This window comes from Nonomuraea sp. NPDC004354, assembly GCF_053602555.1.
The window spans coordinates 848,833-865,222 of sequence record NZ_JBSGDV010000003.1 but is presented as its reverse complement, the minus strand read 5'-3'; the positions used below and the strand labels follow the sequence as shown (position 1 = coordinate 865,222).

Below are 16,390 nucleotides of genomic sequence, written 5' to 3'. Positions count from 1 at the left end.
CGGCGTCCCCGGGATGTGCCGGGTGAGGCGCGCCGGGATCGCGGACCGACCTGCCGCCGCGCTCATGCGTCATCGTGGCCGGCCACCCGGGACGACACCTGGCTGTTGTGGTCTTCGTGGGGGCGGTTGAGCAGCAGGTCGGCGGCGCGGGCGAGGACCTGGGCCCGGGTGCGGTCGCCGTGGTCGGCGGCGAGGAAGTGCTCCCCGATCGCCACGCAGAAGGCAAGCATGCTGCGGGCCTCCACCTCGTCGGGATCGGAACAGAAGGTGCCGATCATCTCCCGCAGTAGCGCCATGCGCTTGTTGTCCACCCGTCGCAAGCGCTCGGCGACCCCCTCGTCGCGCCGGGCCCAGTCCCGGACCGCGAGGTCGATGGGCAGCAGGCGGTCGTCGGAGAAGGTGAGCACGCCCGCGCGCTCGATCTTGGTTTTCGGGTCGCCGCCTTCGCGCTCGACACGGTCGATCACCTCGTCCGTGCTCTCCCGCTCCCAGGCGTCCAGCATCGCCTCCAACAGCGCGTCGCGGTCGGCGAAGGACCCGTAGAACCCGCCCTTCGTGACGCCGAGTCTCTTCGCCAGGGCCTCGACGCGGACGGCGTCCGGGCCGCCGGCGGCCAGCGCCCGCAGCCCCTCCTCGATCCACCTGTCACGCGGCGTGCGAGTTGCGCCCACGATGTGTCTCACCTCACTTCTCCACCATGTATACGCCCCCGTATAACAGGGGCTATTCTCATTTTATACGGTGGCGTATGAATGAATGGAGACACCGAGATGACCGGCGGTCATGTCGCCTTTCACCACCCGCGGCCCGGGCGCGTCGAGAAGTCCGTCGGACGCACGCACCAGACGCGCGAGACGCTTCTTCGGCCGGCTCCGGCCGCCGCTCGCGACCTGGGCGAACGCATTCCCACCCTGCAAGAGAGGCGGTCACGGCCATGAGGCTCCCCGATACCGCGCACACCCGTCGCTCCTGGCGGATCCACGAGATCTCCGGCGATTTCCGACTTGAGGACGTCTGGGCGATCCGCGCTCCCGGCGCCGGGCTGGATCACTTCCCCACGAAGCTTCGCCGTGATCCAGGCGTCGGGCGCCGGGCGAGACTCCGGCTCCTTCGGTCGCCGTTCGCGGTGCGCTGGAAACTCGGTGCCCTCTTCGAGGGGGACAAGCCCAATGCGGACATCGGGGGACAGGTCCCGTCACTACGCGACCGCCTGCCGAGCAACCTCCGCGCGGCCACACCTGGCTCAGGCGCGGGGTTCGCGCCGTTCACCCCGGTGTACGAGCTCGACGACGAATGCGCTCTCGGACTGGCGAACAAAGACCGTCCGCACGGTCACGTACCTGGGCTGGGTGGCGGGCACGAGCTGCGAACGGCGGTCCTCGTGAACCCCGGCGGCCTGGCCGGACGGCTGTACATGGTCGCTATCGCGCCGTTCCGGCACCTCATCGTCCTGCCACACTCGCTCGGCAGGCGGAACGCGCGTGGCGGGACCGTGGCCGGCCGCGTACGGCAGGCGGCGGCGCGGCCACTGTGGAAGGCGCCGTGAAAGGCGTCGCGGAAGGCGCCGTGAAAGGCGTCGCGAAAGTCTTCGTGAAAGGCGCCCTGGGAGGCACTGTGAAAGGCACTGTGGTAGGCACCGTGGGAACGCGCGACGTCCCCGAGTCCGTTCTCGCTCTCAGCTCGTTGTCCCGCATCGACTACGTCGACCACTTCACTCTCTTCACGGACGTGGACGCCACACCGGAGCAGTGGGCTCGGGCGATGTTCGGTGACGTTCCCGATGCCGCGGAGCGGCTGATCTGGTGTGGTTTCCTCGGTCTCCGCATCAGCCGAGGGCGATCGCCGGACACTGTGGCCGGATGGCGGATCGCCGAACGCGGCGACGACTGGATCCGGCTCGAGGCCGATTCCTGGTTCGTGACCGGCAACCTAGTCGTCCAGGCAGCCGATAGGCGGGTGTCGCTGGGGACGTTCCTGCGCTATGACCGCCGCCTCGGCCGTGCCGTGTGGCCTCCGCTGTCCGCCGTCCATCGCCGGCTGGCACCCGGGCTGCTCCGGGGCGCCGCGGCGAAGACAGACAGGTACCGGCTGCAGCCATGATCCACTGGGGAGATCCTGGGAGGCCGGCGAGACGCTCCGGACAAGACCGCCGGCACGGGCGGGCGCGTGACGTTGCGGGCCGATGCCGAAGGCGCCTCGCCTGCCAAGCCGTCAGGTTTCGTGTACGAGCCCTCCGTTGACCGCTCGAATCCACAGCCTCTGGTGCCATTCGTTGGCGTCAGCGGCGGGCCGGGCCGTCAGCACCGGATTCGGGCCCGTCTCGATGAGATGCAGAAGCGTCCAGGAGACGCCGTAGCAGTCGTCCGGGCCGAAGCAGGCGGCGAGTGCCTTCGCCTCCTCCGCCGTCACCGGTGCGAGGATCGCCCGGAGCTGCCTGTCGCGCCTATCGATCTGCTCTTCTTCGGCGTCCCAGTCAGGGAGGGGGCCATCGGCGATGAAGGCCTGCACTTCGGGTCTCATCCTCCAATGATCAACCGCCGCCGTCCCATGCGGGTGTACGGGTCACGCCGGCCCGACCGTGTCAGGGCGCGGCGGGATCGGCCAGCCTGGACAGCTCGACGCGTTGCAGCATCTGATGGACCAGCGTCACGGGACCTCCCTGCTTGATGGTCACGGTGGCTCGCCGTACGGTCAGGTCCCCCGAGCGCACCTCGTCGTGCTCGACCTTGTCTGCCAGCTGCGCCAGCGGCTTGCCCCCGACCTGGGCCTGCAGGGTGAACCTGGAGGTGAACGTCTGCGTCACCTCGGCGATGCGTGGCAGCACGCACACGACGTTGACCGCCTGGTCGCCCGGCCCGGCGGGACGCCGCAGGCCGACGCCGTACAGGCTGACGCCCGCCGGCTGCTGCGGCGCGAAGACGGTGGCCGTCACGACATCGCCGAGGCATTCGGCGACGGCGACGTGCTCGGGCCTGTCGTCGAGGGAGGAGCCGCCGCCACCCAGGGCGGCGGCCACGGGGGCCGCGGCCGCTCCTGCCACCAGCGCGGACCGCGTCACCACGACCTGGTTGAGCTGGGTCACCAGGCCCAACTCGGCGGTCAGCCTGGTTTGCCTGATCTCGTGGTCGGGAGCGAACGTCAGTCCTTCCTGCCCGCCGATCGTGCGCGGCTTGGCGCCGAGCGCGGTCAGCTTCTCGCTGATCGCCGCGGCGTCGAGGCCGCCCTCCATCCTGACCGCGGTGTCGGGTGGACGGCCGACGGACACCGCCCTGTCGGTCGCGAACGCCTTGATCCCCGTTCGTTCGGGCAGGAGATCGATGCGCGAGGCGAGGTCGCCGAAGCCGTACCCCACGGCAGCCAGCCAGCGCCGGTCGTCTCCCAGCCCGTCGGCCGTGACCACGCCCAGCGCGCGCCAGTGGGCCATGTCACCGTAGTCGAGGTAGGTGGCGGCGGGCCCGTCGGCGGCCAGCCGGCCCATGACCTCGCGCAGCCCGCCGCCGGGCAGCGAAGTCTCGCCTGTGGTGCCGCAGCCCGCGACGGCTAGGCAGGTGATCAATAAAAACGTGTTAATCGCGCGCATGGGGTGATCATAATCTCGCTGTCAGGGGCAGCGGGCCGGTGGCTCGGGCCCCCATGGTGCAGCAGATCGCGCCCACCAGCGCGGTCCACGCCCGACGCGTGGGCCACCCACGCCGGAAGAAGGAACCTTCGCACCCCGCCCCCGCCCGCATCTGTTCTCACCCGTCCGCATCCCGAATCCGCTTCCCACTCAGTCCGCACTCGCCCCGCATCCCCCGCATCTGCCCTCATCGCTTTGCGCCCGCCTCGTATCCGGCTCGCCTGCACTCACTCAGTTCGCACCGCCTCGCATGGGCCTCGCATCGTCAGCGCCCGCATCGCTTCGCGCCCGCCTCGTATCCGGCTCGCCCGCACTCACTCAGTTCGCACCGGCCTCGGATGGCCCTCTCATCCCAAGTGCCGCCCTCATCGCTTTGCGCCCGCCTCGCATCCGCGCCACACGTGTTCTGTGCCCGGCCCGCGTCCGCTCCGCGTCATGCGTTCCCTGGGGCTGTGGTCTGGCTCCTGCGTCTGGTTGACGGCCGTGGTCGGGCGGTAGGGCGCGGTGGAGATCCGACCGATGGGTCCGCTGGAGGCGCGTGACCGGCGGATGCGTGGGTCGCGGTGAGCTCGGCCAAGCGGCGTGGGAGCCCCGTGGAGACAGCCGCAGGAGGTGCGGGCAACTGGGCCCCGAAAATGTCGGTGCCGTCTGATGGGATGGATGCAACATCGCCGAGGCGAGCGGAGGGGCGGCATGAACATCGACGCGTGGCTGCCCTTCCTGCGGCCCTGGACCCTCCCCACGGTGCTTTTCCTGGGGGTCGTGACGCCAGGCATGTACGGCGGGCCGAGCCTGCCGCCTGTCCCGAAGGAGGAGCCGGACGCCGCCCGACCCGTGCGCGGGTGCGCGCCCCCGCCGTCGTTACGCGCGTTCCCTCTGGCGACCGGCCGCTGACGAGTCCGCACGACCTCGGCCAAGCTGGACGGCTGGACGCGGCGGCACATGGCGATCTCCGCGGACGACGGCGATACGGCGATCTCCACGGGCGACGGCGATCTCCATGGAGGGCTGGGACCTCCACGAATCACGGCGATCTCCAGGACGGTGACGGCTATCCGGCCCGCCGCGACTCCGGGGAAGTTCGGGTCGCGGACGTCGCGGCCTGATGCGACGGTAGGTCGCCGCAACCCCGCGCAGTGGTGAGGGCTCTTCCGCGCTCCCGGTGGCGGCGACGAGGCCGACAAACGGGGTCCGCGGAGGCACGGCGGGCTCGCGGAGAGAGGCACGGGCGACCCCTGATCAGCCGTCCGGGACCGTGTGCACAGGGAGGTCGCAGGAGCATCTTCGCGTCACTCGGGTGGGACACGCTCGACCTCTGATCGGCCGTCCGGGACCGCGTGCACAGGGAGGTCACACGAGCATCTCCGCGTCACTCGGGTGCGACACGCCCGACCCCGCGGGGCTGATCAGCGACTTCGATGCCGGGGGCGCCGTCAACTTGCGTTCATGCTCGCTCGCTTCTACGGTTGGACCACAACATCTAGTAGTTACACCGATGTAGTTCACCACAAATTGTGTTTCCGTGACCGCTCCATGGCAGGCCGTGGAGTGGGCGCGAGCATCTGCCGACGAGCATTTTACGAGTGGTGAGCAGGTGGCGTGTCGAGGAGGCGAAGCGTGCACTGTCCGTTCTGTCGTCACCCGGACACCAGGGTCATCGACAGCCGCTCCACGGACGACGGTGCCGCCATCAGGCGACGCCGTACCTGCCCTGAATGCGGGCGCAGGTTCACCACGCAGGAGACGGTCCTGCTGATGGTGAGCAAGCGCAGCGGAGTGACCGAGCCGTTCTCGAGAGACAAGGTGGTGGCGGGCGTGCGCAGGGCGTGCCAGGGCCGGCCTGTCACCGAGGATTCGCTCGCGCAGCTAGGGCAGCGGGTCGAGGAGGCCATCAGGGCCAAGGGTGCGGCCGAGATCCCCTCCAACGAGGTGGGCCTGGCGATCCTGGGGCCGCTGCGTGACCTGGACGAGGTGGCGTACCTGCGGTTCGCATCGGTATATCGCGGTTTCGAGAGCCTGGCGGACTTCGAGGCCGAGATCAAGCAACTGAAAGCCGAGAAGGGGGAGTCATGACGGAGACGGTCAGCGGGTCAGCGACGCGTGGGGGCAGGCGCAAGGGGCTGAAGATGAAGAGGATCTTCACCACGCCCGGTGTGCACCCTTATGACGAGATCACGTGGGAGCGCCGTGACGTCGTCATGACCAATTGGCGCGATGGCTCGATCAACTTCGAGCAGCGGGGCGTGGAGTTCCCCGACTTCTGGTCGGTCAACGCGGCCAATATCGTGACGACCAAGTACTTCCGCGGCGCTGTGGGCACCCCGCAGCGCGAGTGGAGCCTGAAGCAGCTGGTCGACCGCGTGGTCGGGATGTACACCAGGACCGCGGTCGAGAACGGCTACTTCGCCAGCGACGAGGACGTCGAGATCTTCGACCACGAGCTGAAGCACGCGCTGGTCAACCAGGTGTTCGCGTTCAACTCCCCGGTGTGGTTCAACGTGGGCACGCAGAGCCCGCAGCAGGTCAGTGCCTGTTTCATCTTGGCCGTTGACGACACCATGGAGTCGATCCTCGACTGGTACAAGGAAGAGGGTGTCATCTTCAAGGGCGGTTCGGGCTCGGGGGTCAACCTGTCCCGCATCCGCTCCTCCAAGGAGCTGCTGTCCAGCGGCGGTACGGCCAGCGGCCCGGTGAGCTTCATGCGCGGCGCCGACGCCTCCGCAGGCACGATCAAGTCGGGCGGCGCCACCCGCAGGGCCGCCAAGATGGTCGTCCTCGACGTCGACCACCCCGACATCGAGGAGTTCATCGAGACCAAGGCGCGCGAGGAGGACAAGATCCGCGCGCTCCGCGACGCCGGGTTCGACATGGACCTGGGCGGCAAGGACATCGTCTCCGTCCAGTACCAGAACGCCAACAACTCCGTCCGCGTCTCCGACGAGTTCATGCGCGCGGTCGAGAAGGGCGAGAAGTTCGGCCTGCGGGCCCGCCTGACCGGCGAGATCATCGAGCAGATCGACGCCAAGGACCTCTTCCACAAGATGGCCAAGGCCGCGTGGGAGTGCGCCGACCCGGGCGTGCAGTACGACGACACGATCAACGACTGGCACACCAGCCCGGAGACCGGCCGCATCACCGCGTCCAACCCGTGCTCGGAGTACCTGCACCTCGACAACTCCTCGTGCAACCTGGCCAGCATCAACCTGCTGAAGTTCCTGAAGGACGACAACTCCTTCGACGTGGCCGGCTTCGTCAAGCTCACCGAGCTGATCATTACGGCGATGGACGTGTCGATCACGTTCGCCGACTTCCCGACCGAGAAGATCGGCGAGACCACCCGCGCCTACCGCCAGCTCGGCATCGGCTACGCCAACCTGGGCGCGCTGCTCATGGCCACCGGCCACGCCTACGACTCCGACGGCGGCCGGGCGGTCGCCGGGGCGATCACCTCGCTGATGACCGGCGTGTCCTACCGGCGCAGCGCCGAACTGGCCGCGGTGGTCGGGCCGTACGAGGGCTATGCCAGGAACGCCGACGCCCACAAGCGCGTCATGCGCAAGCACGCCGGCGCCAACGACAGCCTGCGCACCATCGGCACCATGGACGCCAAGATCCACACCGAGGCGTCCAAGCAGTGGGCCGACTGCCTCAAGCTGGGCGAGAAGCACGGCTACCGCAACGCGCAGGCCTCGCTGCTGGCGCCGACCGGCACCATCGGCCTGATGATGGACTGCGACACCACCGGCATCGAGCCCGACCTGGCGCTGGTGAAGTTCAAGAAGCTGGTCGGCGGCGGCTCCATGCAGATCGTCAACCAGACGATCCCGCGGGCGCTCAAGCAGCTCGGCTACCAGCAGGAGCAGATCGAGGCCATCGTCGAGTACATCGCCGAGCACGGCCACGTCGTCGACGCCCCCGGGCTGAAGCGCGAGCACTACGAGGTGTTCGACTGCGCGATGGGTGAGCGGGCGATCGCGCCCATGGGCCACGTCCGGATGATGGCCGCGGCGCAGCCGTTCCTGTCCGGCGCGATCTCCAAGACCGTCAACCTGCCCGAGTCGGCGACGGTCGAGGACATCGAGCAGGTCTACATGGAGGGCTGGCGGATGGGCTTGAAGGCCCTGGCCGTCTACCGCGACAACTGCAAGGTGGGCCAGCCGCTGTCGGCCGCCGGCAAGAAGGAGGCGCCTGCCGCCGCCGAGACGCAGGAGCCCCAGGTCAAGGTCATCGAGGTCAACCGGCCCACCAGGCGCCGGATGCCCAACCAGCGCCCGAGCACCACCACCCGCTTCACCGTGGGCGGCGCGAAGGGCTACATGACCGCCTCCTCCTACCCTGACGACGGGCTCGGCGAGGTCTTCCTCAAGATGTCCAAGCAGGGTTCGACGCTGGCCGGCGTCATGGACGCCTTCTCCGTGGCGATCTCCGTCGGCCTGCAGTACGGCGTGCCGCTGGAGACCTACGTCAGCAAGTTCGTCAACATGCGCTTCGAGCCCGCCGGCATGACCGACGACCCCGACGTGCGCATGGCGACCTCGGTGGTGGACTACATCTTCCGCCGCCTGGCGCTCGACCACCTGCCCTTCGACGAGCGGGCCGCGGTCGGCATCTTCTCCGCCGCCGAGCGTACGGCGCAGCAGCGCGGTGACGACCCGGCCGTCGACAAGGAGGCGCTGGCCCAGTCGGCGCCGATCGAGGCCAAGGCCGTGGAGCCGGTCGCGCCCGCTCCGGTGCGGGAGACGACGAAGGAGCTGACGCTGGAGAGCCACCAGCGGTTCACCGCCGACGCGCCGCTCTGCATGACGTGCGGCACGAAGATGCGCCCCGCCGGCAGCTGCTACGTCTGCGAGGGCTGCGGCTCCACCAGCGGCTGCAGCTGAGGCATCCCGGCCTGACCCCATGAGGGTCTGGCCGGATGAAGGGGGAGTCCGGTCGCGACCGGACTCCCCCTTCGCCATGTTCGCCGGTGGGGCGCGTGGCTCGCCGTGACATGTTGAGCAGTCGGTGGGCGCGCCGCAAGCCGGAGCTGAGGGCGCCGCACTCGGCAGGCGCATGGACCGGGCACCAGAACGGCCGGCCGCGCCGGTCAGCGGGCGGGGGACACCAGGCCGGCGTCGTAGGCCGTGATGACGAGCTGCACGCGGTCACGGGCGTCCAGCTTGGCGAGCAGGCTGGCCACGTGCGCCTTGGCGGTGCCGGGGCTGATGTGCAGCCGGGCCGCGATCTCGGCGTTCGACAGGCCGCCTCCGACCAGGGTCAGTACTTCGCGTTCCCGCCCGGTGACGCCCGCGAGCTCGCGTGGCCGGGGAGCCGGGGCGGGGCGGCGGGTGAAGTCCTCGATGAGGCGGCGGGTGACGCTGGGCGCGATCAGGGCGTCCCCGGCGGCGACCACGTGGACGGCGGACAGGATGTCCTCCAGCGCCATGTCCTTGACCAGGAATCCGCTCGCTCCGGCGCGCAGGGAGGCGTAGACGTTGTCGTCGTCGTCGAACGTGGTCAGCATGATCACACGGCAGGCGGGAGACTCGGCGGTGAGGGTCTGGGTGGCCTCGATGCCGTCCATGCCGGGCATGCGGATGTCCATCACCACGACGTCGGGACGCAACTGCCTGGCGAGCTGGACGGCCTGGGCGCCGGTCCCGGCCTCTCCTGCGACCTCGACGTCGGGGGCGGTGTCGATGACCATGCGCAGGCCGGCCCGGATCAGCGGCTGGTCGTCGGCGAGCACGACACGGATCGTCACCGGGCCTCCGTCTGCCCGGCCTCGGCCCGTGCCCGGACGATCGCAGGTTCGGCCGCGGTCGTGAGCGGCAGCCGGGCGGTGACGCGGAAGCCGCCCTCGGGCCGGGGGCCGGCGCTGAAGTCGCCGTTCAGCAGGGCGACCCGTTCCCGCATGCCCGCGATCCCGTGCCCGCTCCCCTCGCCGGCGGCGGGGGAGGCGGCGCCGCGCCCGTCGTCGACGATGTCGATGCGCACGTCCTCGCTCCCGTAGTCGATCAGAACCCGGCAGTGGCCGGTATCCGCGTGGCGGAGGACGTTGGTCACCGACTCCTGGACGATGCGGAAGGCGGACCGGTCGACGGCGGCGGGCAGCAGGCGTGGTCGCCCGTGTCTGCGCACGTCCACGCGCACGCCCGCGGCCGTGGTCGTCCGGGCCAGCCGGTCGACGTCGGCCAACCCGGCGGCAGGACCATGCTCGGGCGAGCCGGGGTGCTCGCGGTCGGTCTCGCGCAGCACGCCGACCATCTGCCGTAGTCCCTTCAACGTCTGCCTGCTGGTGTCCTCGATCGCGCCGAGCGCCTGGCGCGCCTGCTCCGGCCGGGTGTCGATCACGCGAGCGCCCGCACCGGCCTGGATGGCGATGATGCCGATGCTGTGCGCGACCAGGTCGTGCAGCTCGCGGGCGATGCGCAGCCGCTCCTCGGTGACCGCCCGCGCCCCGGCGTGCGCGCGCAGCGCCAGGTCGTACGCGCGCCGCTGCCGGACGACCACCCCGGCCAGCCATGCGATCAGGACGCCCAGGCCGAGCAGGAACGACAGCGCGAGGAAGCCGGGCGCCCAGGCGCGCAGGCCGTGGCGCAGCAGGTCCGCCTGCCAGGTCGTCTCCTGGACGATCAGCGTGGCAGCGGCCGCGACCAGGCCCGCGCGACGCGACCGGGTGGCGGTCAGGAGGCAGACCAGGACGTCGGCCGCCGGGAACAGCGGCCACCACCGCTGCACCGGTTGTCCCAGCACCGCCGCCCCGATGGCGCCGGCCAGCAGTACCGCGAGCACCGCTTCGGGTGATCGCCGGGCCCAGGCCAGCGGAACGGCCATGGCGACGGCGAACGCCGCGTGGGAGGCGGCCACCGGGAGCAGGTCCTCGCCGTCCGTCAGCGTCATGACGTACAGCAGCGGCACCAGGCCCGCCAGCCCGCACCAGATGACGAGCGCCCGTACGCCACGGGGCAGGCGTGCCCAAAGAGGTGGTCTGGGCGTTCTGTCACGCACGCGTCGATCGTATTCGCCTGCTCAGGTGCGGGCATCGGCCCGAAGGCCTATGCCCGCGGGCCACCCGCGCAGCGCGGAAACCGGCCCGCGGACCGATGCGGCGGGGCTGTGACCTGCGTCAACGTTGGCGACGTGATCGAAGTCAATGGACTGACCAAGCGCTACGGCGCGGTGACGGCGGTGAAGGATCTCACGTTCGTCGTACGGCCGGGGCACGTCACCGGGTTCCTCGGCCCCAACGGCGCCGGCAAGAGCACCACCCTGCGCCTGATCCTCGGCCTGAACCGCCCGACCGCGGGGAGCGCCACCATCGGCGGCGGCTCCTTCGCCCGCCATCGGGCCGGGCTGCGTCACGTCGGCGCGTTGCTGGACGCCGGCGACGTCCACGGCGGCAGGAGCGCCGCCGCCCACCTGCACGCGCTGGCGGCCGGCAACGGACTGCCCCGCCGCCGGGTGGCCGAGGTGCTGGACGAGGTGGGGCTGGCCGGGGCGGCGCGCCGCCGTATCGGCGGGTTCTCCCTGGGTATGCGCCAGCGGCTCGGCATCGCCGCCGCCCTGCTGGGCGACCCGCCCGTGCTGCTGTTCGACGAGCCGATCAACGGCCTGGACCCGGAAGGGGTGCGCTGGGTACGCGGCCTGTTCCGGCGCCTGGCCGCCGAGGGCCGCACCGTGCTGGTCTCCAGCCATCTGATGAGCGAGATGGAGAACACCGCCGACCAACTGGTCGTCGTCGGCCGCGGCGAGCTGATCGCCGAGGAGAGCCTGGCCGCGTTCGCCGCCCGCGGCGCCGGCGCGTCCGTCGCCGTGCGCACGCCGGACCCCACGGAGCTGGCGGCCGTCCTCAGCTTGGAAGGCGCGTCCGTACGGCCGGACGGCGCCGACGGCCTGACCGTGATCGGTCTCAGCGCCACCCGCATCGGCGAACTGGCCCATCAGCGCCGGATCATGCTGTACGAGCTCGCCCCGCGCACCGCCTCGCTGGAGCAGGCGTTCATGGAGCTGACCGCCGACCGCGCCGACCACCGCGCCGACCAGGACGCCGCTGACCGCGCCCGCCACCGCGCCGACGCCTTGGAAGGTCGCCCGTGATGACACCGGCCCGCTTCCGCGACCTGCTCGCCGCCGAGTGGATCAAACTCTGGTCCCTGCGCTCGACCTCCTGGCTTCTCGGCCTGGGCACGCTGGCCATCGTCGCGCTCGCCGCCCAGAGCAGCCTGGACGCCTACCAGGGCTGGCCTGGCTTCACCGCCATGGAGAAGGCCAGGTTCAACCCCCTGACCGAGGCGTTCAGCGGCCTGGCCGCCTGCATGCTCATGATCGGCGCGGGGAGTCTGGGGGCCCTGACGATCGTCGGTGAGTACGCCACCGGCCTGATCCGCACCACGCTCATCGCCGTTCCCGTCCGCCACCGCGTGGTGGCCGCCAAAGTCACCGTCACCGCCACCGTCACGCTCGTCGCCGGTGCGCTCGTCTCGGCGGGCACGTTCGGCGTCAGTCACGTCATCCTGTCCGGCCGCGGCGTCGCCGTGTCGGTCGGCGACCCCGGTGTGCTGCGCGTCCTCGCCGCCAACGCGCTGCTCGCCCCGGTGTCGGCGCTGGTCGGCATGGGCATCGGCGCGCTGGTGCGGCACACCGCCGCCGCCGTCGTCAGCGTGTGCGCCGCGCTGGTGATCGTGCCCATGTTCTTCCGTCCCACCGTCCACCAGTGGGTCAACGACCTGTACGCCCTGGTCCCCTTCTACGTCTGGCGCACCTGCCTGGGCCTGCCCCAGCTCCGTGACGACCCCGCCCTGCCCACGGTGGCCGGCTCGTGGGCCGCCTTCGCGCTGTGGCCGCTCGCCGCCGCCGCCGTGACCCTGATCGTCGTCCGTCACCGCGACGTATGACCGTCCCGACAAGGAGAGATCCCATGACAGCACCGACCACCCGGGCCCGTCTGCTGGCCGTTCCGCTGACGGCCTGCCTCGTCCTGAGCGCGGCGACCTGCGCCCCGGCGGCCGCGGCGGCGTCCGGACAACCCAGCCCCACCGCCACGGCGGCCGCCGTACGGCTGGAGCTCCCACGGCCGACCGGGCCCGACCCGGTCGGCCGCGACGTCCTGCACCTGGTCGACAACAGCCGTAAGGACCCCTGGGTGCCCGAATCGGGCCCACGCCAGCTCATGGTCTCGATGTACTACCCCGCCCGCTCGGCCACCGGCGACCCCGCCCCCTACATGACCGCCGCCGAGGCCGCCTCGCTCCTGCAGCGCAAGGCCCCCGGCACCGAACTCTCTCCTGCGATCGTCAGCACCATCCGCACCCACGCCCGCACCGGTGCGTCACCCAAGCACGGCCGATATCCGCTCGTCGTCCTTTCTCCCGGCTTCGGTCTCCCGCGGGCCAGCCTCACCTTCCTTGCCGAGGAGCTGGCCAGCCGTGGCTACGTCGTCGCGCTGGTCGACCACGCCTACGAGTCCTCCGGCACCACGCTTCCCAACGGCCGGACCATCACCTGCGCCCCCCTCTGCGACCAGCCCAAGCCCCCGGAAGGAGGGCAGGCGACCATCACCAGAAACCGGACCAAGGACGTCCGTTTCGTCATCGACGAGCTGACCCGCCGGCACACTGCCTGGAAGCACGCCCGCATGATCGCTCCCCAGCGGATCGGCATGGCGGGTCACTCCCTCGGCGGTGACGCCAGCGCCGCCACCATGGCCGTCGACAAGCGCGTGCGGGCCGGGGCGAACCTGGACGGCACCTTCCACCCCGCGATCACTTTCGACCGGCCCTTCCTGCTGCTGGGCAGCCAGGCCGATCACGTTCCCGGCAAGGACCACACCTGGGACGGCAGCTGGGCCACTTCGCGCGGTTGGAAGCGCTGGCTCACCGTGGCCCGAACCAACCACCTGAGCTTCACCGATCTGTCGATCCTGCAGAAGGCGGCCGGCATGTCGGGCCCCGATGACCTGTCACCGCAACGCTCACTGGAGATCACCCGCAGCTACGTCGGCGCCTTCTTCGACCAGCACCTGAAAGGCAGGAAGCAGCCACTGCTGGGCGGTCCGTCCCCGGTCAACCCCGAGGTCGCCTTCCACAATCCCTGACCTCGCCCCGCGTTCCGACAGTTAAACCAAGGTTGACGTCACGTTAGTCTGGGGGCGTGCAGGAGCCCGCCGCGATCACCAAGGAACTCACCATCGGCGAACTGTCGGAGCGTAGCGGCGTGCCCGCCTCCGCGCTGCGCTTCTACGAGCGGGAAGGTCTCATCGCCAGCCGTCGCACCGCGGGGAACCAGCGGCGCTACCACCGCAGCACCCTTCGCAGGGTGGCCTTCATCCGGGCCTCCCAGAGCGTCGGCATGCCGTTGTCGGTGATCGGTGGCGTGCTCGCCTTCCTGCCGGCGGATGTTCCGCCCACGCGGGAGTTCTGGGTGCGGGCCTCGCAGTGCTGGAGCGAGGAGATCAACGCCAGGATCGAGAAGATGGAGCGGATGCGCGACAGGTTCACCGAGTGCATCGGGTGCGGGTGCCTGTCGTTCGAGCAGTGCGCGCTGGTCAACCCCGGTGACGCGCTGGGCGCGCAGGGGCCTGGCCCCCGCCGCCTGCTGGAGCCCTGATCCCGGCGCACTCGTCGCCGCCCGGGCCGCGGATTCCTGGCGACCGTCGGTCACGGTGACCGGCCCGCCGGATGGCGGGGCGAGGACGATATCGGCCGACCGGCGCCTCCTGCCCGACCACCGACCGGTTGCCCCCGTCGGCTGATCGCCCACGGCGTGCGTTCGGTCGGTCGTCGGGCGGGCACCGGTGATCACGGCCATGCGCCCGGTCCTGGCGTACCCCGCGATGTCCGGGTCCGGCCCGTCAAGGGCCGGACGGCGGCCGGTCAGCCGCAGTTGGTGAACGCGTTGTTACCGCCGTAGACCATGCTCGTCCTCCGGTAGCCGGTGGCCATCGAGCCGGAGAACTTCACGCACATGCCCTTGCCGTCCAGCTTCACCGGTCCGGCGTAGTACTTGAACAGCCCGGAGTCGGAGTCCTTGTGGATGTAGGGGGCGGTGTTGTTGCCGGCCGGGCGCGCCACCTGCAGCTCCACCGTGGTCCGGGTGCTCTGGCCGGCGAGCTGCGACTTGATGGTGACCGCGCAGTTCTGGCCGTTGCGGCGGTTGTACAGCAGGTAGACCGTACCCAGCTTGCCGACCGGCGCCTTGTTGACGACCGCGAAGCCGTTGCCGCAGATCCCTTCGGGGGTGTATCCGGCGGCGTTGGCGGTCGCGGGCACGGCGAGAACCCCACCCATGATCACCGTAGCCGCGAGAACAGACTTGAGCACGCTCTGTTTCCCTTCGTTGAGACTGCCGATCATCATGCCGGACAATCCCTGACAGTGGGGCCGAAACCCCGAAAATGGGGTGGTCAATTCGGCTAGGTTGCATGCATGAATATCGCGATTACCAGCGGATATGTGGTGCCTGTCGACGGTGATCCCATCGACGGAGGCACCGTGCTGATCCAGGATGGCAAGATCGTGGCGGTCGGGCGCGACGTCGAGATCCCCGAAGGCGTGCCGGTCGTCGACGCGGCGGGCGGCTGGGTACTGCCCGGCTTTGTCGAGGCGCACGGCCACCTGGGCGTTCACGAGGAGGCCGACGGATGGGCAGGCCACGACACCAACGAGATGACCGACCCCAACGGTGCCAGGCTGCGGGCGCTCGACGCCATCAACCCCGGCGACCTCGGCTTCGGCGACGCGCTGTCCGGCGGCGTCACCACGGCGGTCATCAAGCCCGGCTCCGGCAACCCGATCGGCGGCCAGACGGTGGCGGTGAAGTGCTGGGGCCGTACGGTCGAGGAGATGCTGGTCCGCGAGCCGGTGAGCGTCAAGAGCGCGCTCGGCGAGAACCCCAAGCGTGTGTACGGTGACCAGAAGAAGATGCCCTCCACCAGGCAGGGTGTGGCCGCGGTGATCCGTGACGCGTTCCGCAAGGCGCAGGACTACCGGGACAGGCGCGAGCAGGCCGAGGCGGACGGCAAGGCCTTCGACCGGGACGGCACGCTCGAGGTGCTGGTGAAGGTGTTGGACGGAGAACTGCCCTGGTGCCAGCACACGCACCGGGCCGACGACATCGCCACGGCACTTCGCCTGGCCGACGAGTTCGGCTACCGCGTGATCATCAACCATGGCACCGAGGGTCACCTGATCGCCGACCTGCTGGCCGAGCGGGAGATTCCGGTGATCATCGGGCCGCTGTTCACCAGCAGGTCGAAGGTGGAGCTGCGCAACCGATCCCTGCGCAACCCCGGCATCCTGGCGCGCGCGGGAGTGGAGCTGGCGATCACCACGGACCATCCGGTGGTGCCGATCCACTTCCTGGTGCACCAGGCGACCCTGGCGGTGAAGGAGGGCCTCGACCGGGACACCGCACTCCGGTCGATCACCGTGAACCCGGCGAGGATCATGGGATTGGACGACAGGGTCGGATCGCTGAAGCCGGGACTGGACGGCGACGTCGTCATCTGGTCGGGCGACCCGCTGGACATCATGAGCAGGGCGCTGCGGGTCTTCGTGGACGGGCGCGAGGTGTACTCCTACTCGACCGAAACCGGCGACGGCACCGTCGCCGACCCGTACTACCGCGAATCCTGAGCTGGACGGGTAAGTCCTGACGCCGGTCAGTGGTCGCCGGCGATCAGCGACCCGGCCGGGGCCGTACCGCCTCGGCGGCGTCACGGTTCGCCACCCTGGAGCGTCCGGAGCCGAGGGCGAGGGCCTGCGGCCCCGCCCTCGGCCTGGTCGTCACCCG

The 16,390-nt window shown here is 70.3% G+C and carries 16 protein-coding genes; 10 read left to right on the top strand and 6 right to left on the bottom strand.

Going from position 1 to position 16,390, the window contains the following annotated elements:
- Nucleotides 1–62 precede the first annotated feature (62 nt).
- Nucleotides 63–683, bottom strand: coding sequence for a TetR/AcrR family transcriptional regulator (locus tag ACWENQ_RS14635; RefSeq protein ID WP_449927774.1), 621 nt, complete (start codon nt 681–683; stop codon nt 63–65).
- A gap of 14 nt (nt 684–697) precedes the next feature.
- Here ACWENQ_RS14635 and ACWENQ_RS14630 point away from each other — a divergent pair, with 14 nt between their 5' ends.
- A complete protein-coding gene (locus ACWENQ_RS14630; RefSeq protein ID WP_452414500.1) occupies nt 698–1,546 on the top strand; it encodes a DUF2867 domain-containing protein in 849 nt (282 codons plus the stop codon).
- A complete protein-coding gene (locus ACWENQ_RS14625; protein WP_452414498.1) occupies nt 1,543–2,100 on the top strand; it encodes a hypothetical protein in 558 nt (185 codons plus the stop codon). The genes ACWENQ_RS14630 and ACWENQ_RS14625 overlap by 4 nt, the downstream gene beginning before the upstream one ends.
- A 111-nt stretch (nt 2,101–2,211) precedes the next feature.
- On the opposite strand, the gene ACWENQ_RS14620 is transcribed toward ACWENQ_RS14625, so the two are convergent.
- Both ACWENQ_RS14620 and ACWENQ_RS14615 read right to left on the bottom strand, forming a co-directional pair.
- Entirely contained in the window at nt 2,212–2,520 is a 309-nt protein-coding gene (locus tag ACWENQ_RS14620) for a hypothetical protein (RefSeq protein ID WP_452414497.1), read from the bottom strand.
- Nucleotides 2,521–2,581: 61 nt separating this feature from the next.
- Nucleotides 2,582–3,580 carry a hypothetical protein gene (locus ACWENQ_RS14615; RefSeq protein ID WP_452414495.1) on the bottom strand — a complete coding sequence of 333 codons (999 nt, stop codon included), beginning with the start codon at nt 3,578–3,580 and terminating at the stop codon, nt 2,582–2,584.
- Between the two features lie 732 nt (nt 3,581–4,312).
- Between ACWENQ_RS14615 and ACWENQ_RS14610 the strand changes: the two genes are divergently transcribed.
- The 3 genes from ACWENQ_RS14610 to ACWENQ_RS14600 all read left to right on the top strand — a co-directional run bounded on the left by ACWENQ_RS14610 (nt 4,313) and on the right by ACWENQ_RS14600 (nt 8,499).
- Nucleotides 4,313–4,513, top strand: coding sequence for a hypothetical protein (locus ACWENQ_RS14610; RefSeq protein ID WP_449927783.1), 201 nt, complete (start codon nt 4,313–4,315; stop codon nt 4,511–4,513).
- Nucleotides 4,514–5,236: 723 nt separating this feature from the next.
- Nucleotides 5,237–5,692 (top strand): transcriptional regulator NrdR, encoded by a 456-nt coding sequence (gene nrdR, locus ACWENQ_RS14605; protein WP_354922901.1) that lies wholly within the window; start codon nt 5,237–5,239, stop codon nt 5,690–5,692.
- A complete protein-coding gene (locus ACWENQ_RS14600; RefSeq protein ID WP_354922904.1) occupies nt 5,689–8,499 on the top strand; it encodes a vitamin B12-dependent ribonucleotide reductase in 2,811 nt (936 codons plus the stop codon). The genes nrdR and ACWENQ_RS14600 overlap by 4 nt, the downstream gene beginning before the upstream one ends.
- A 206-nt stretch (nt 8,500–8,705) precedes the next feature.
- On the opposite strand, the gene ACWENQ_RS14595 is transcribed toward ACWENQ_RS14600, so the two are convergent.
- Together ACWENQ_RS14595 and ACWENQ_RS14590 are read right to left on the bottom strand one after the other, a co-directional pair.
- Complete coding sequence (locus tag ACWENQ_RS14595; protein WP_449927786.1) at nt 8,706–9,362, bottom strand: response regulator; 657 nt, start codon at nt 9,360–9,362, stop codon at nt 8,706–8,708.
- Nucleotides 9,359–10,609, bottom strand: coding sequence for a sensor histidine kinase (locus tag ACWENQ_RS14590; protein WP_452414494.1), 1,251 nt, complete (start codon nt 10,607–10,609; stop codon nt 9,359–9,361). Before ACWENQ_RS14590 ends, ACWENQ_RS14595 begins: the two co-directional genes overlap by 4 nt.
- 132 nt (nt 10,610–10,741) lie before the next feature.
- On the opposite strand from ACWENQ_RS14590, the gene ACWENQ_RS14585 reads away from it, so the two are divergent.
- From ACWENQ_RS14585 to soxR, 4 genes are read left to right on the top strand one after another with little or no spacing between them, the layout of a single operon-like run.
- Complete coding sequence (locus ACWENQ_RS14585; RefSeq protein WP_452414493.1) at nt 10,742–11,698, top strand: ATP-binding cassette domain-containing protein; 957 nt, start codon at nt 10,742–10,744, stop codon at nt 11,696–11,698.
- Complete coding sequence (locus tag ACWENQ_RS14580; protein WP_452414491.1) at nt 11,698–12,495, top strand: hypothetical protein; 798 nt, start codon at nt 11,698–11,700, stop codon at nt 12,493–12,495. The genes ACWENQ_RS14585 and ACWENQ_RS14580 overlap by 1 nt, the downstream gene beginning before the upstream one ends.
- A 23-nt stretch (nt 12,496–12,518) precedes the next feature.
- Nucleotides 12,519–13,694 (top strand): alpha/beta hydrolase family protein, encoded by a 1,176-nt coding sequence (locus tag ACWENQ_RS14575; protein ID WP_452414489.1) that lies wholly within the window; start codon nt 12,519–12,521, stop codon nt 13,692–13,694.
- A gap of 56 nt (nt 13,695–13,750) precedes the next feature.
- Nucleotides 13,751–14,206: a redox-sensitive transcriptional activator SoxR gene (gene soxR / locus ACWENQ_RS14570; RefSeq protein ID WP_449927796.1), complete on the top strand. Its 456-nt coding sequence runs from the start codon at nt 13,751–13,753 to the stop codon at nt 14,204–14,206.
- A gap of 266 nt (nt 14,207–14,472) precedes the next feature.
- Here the strand turns inward: soxR and ACWENQ_RS14565 are convergent, their stop codons facing one another.
- A complete protein-coding gene (locus tag ACWENQ_RS14565) occupies nt 14,473–14,955 on the bottom strand; it encodes a hypothetical protein (RefSeq protein WP_449927798.1) in 483 nt (160 codons plus the stop codon).
- A 69-nt stretch (nt 14,956–15,024) separates the two neighbouring features.
- Here ACWENQ_RS14565 and ACWENQ_RS14560 point away from each other — a divergent pair, with 69 nt between their 5' ends.
- On the top strand, nt 15,025–16,233 hold the full coding sequence (locus tag ACWENQ_RS14560; RefSeq protein WP_449927800.1) for an amidohydrolase: 1,209 nt from the start codon (nt 15,025–15,027) through the stop codon (nt 16,231–16,233).
- Nucleotides 16,234–16,390 lie beyond the last annotated feature (157 nt).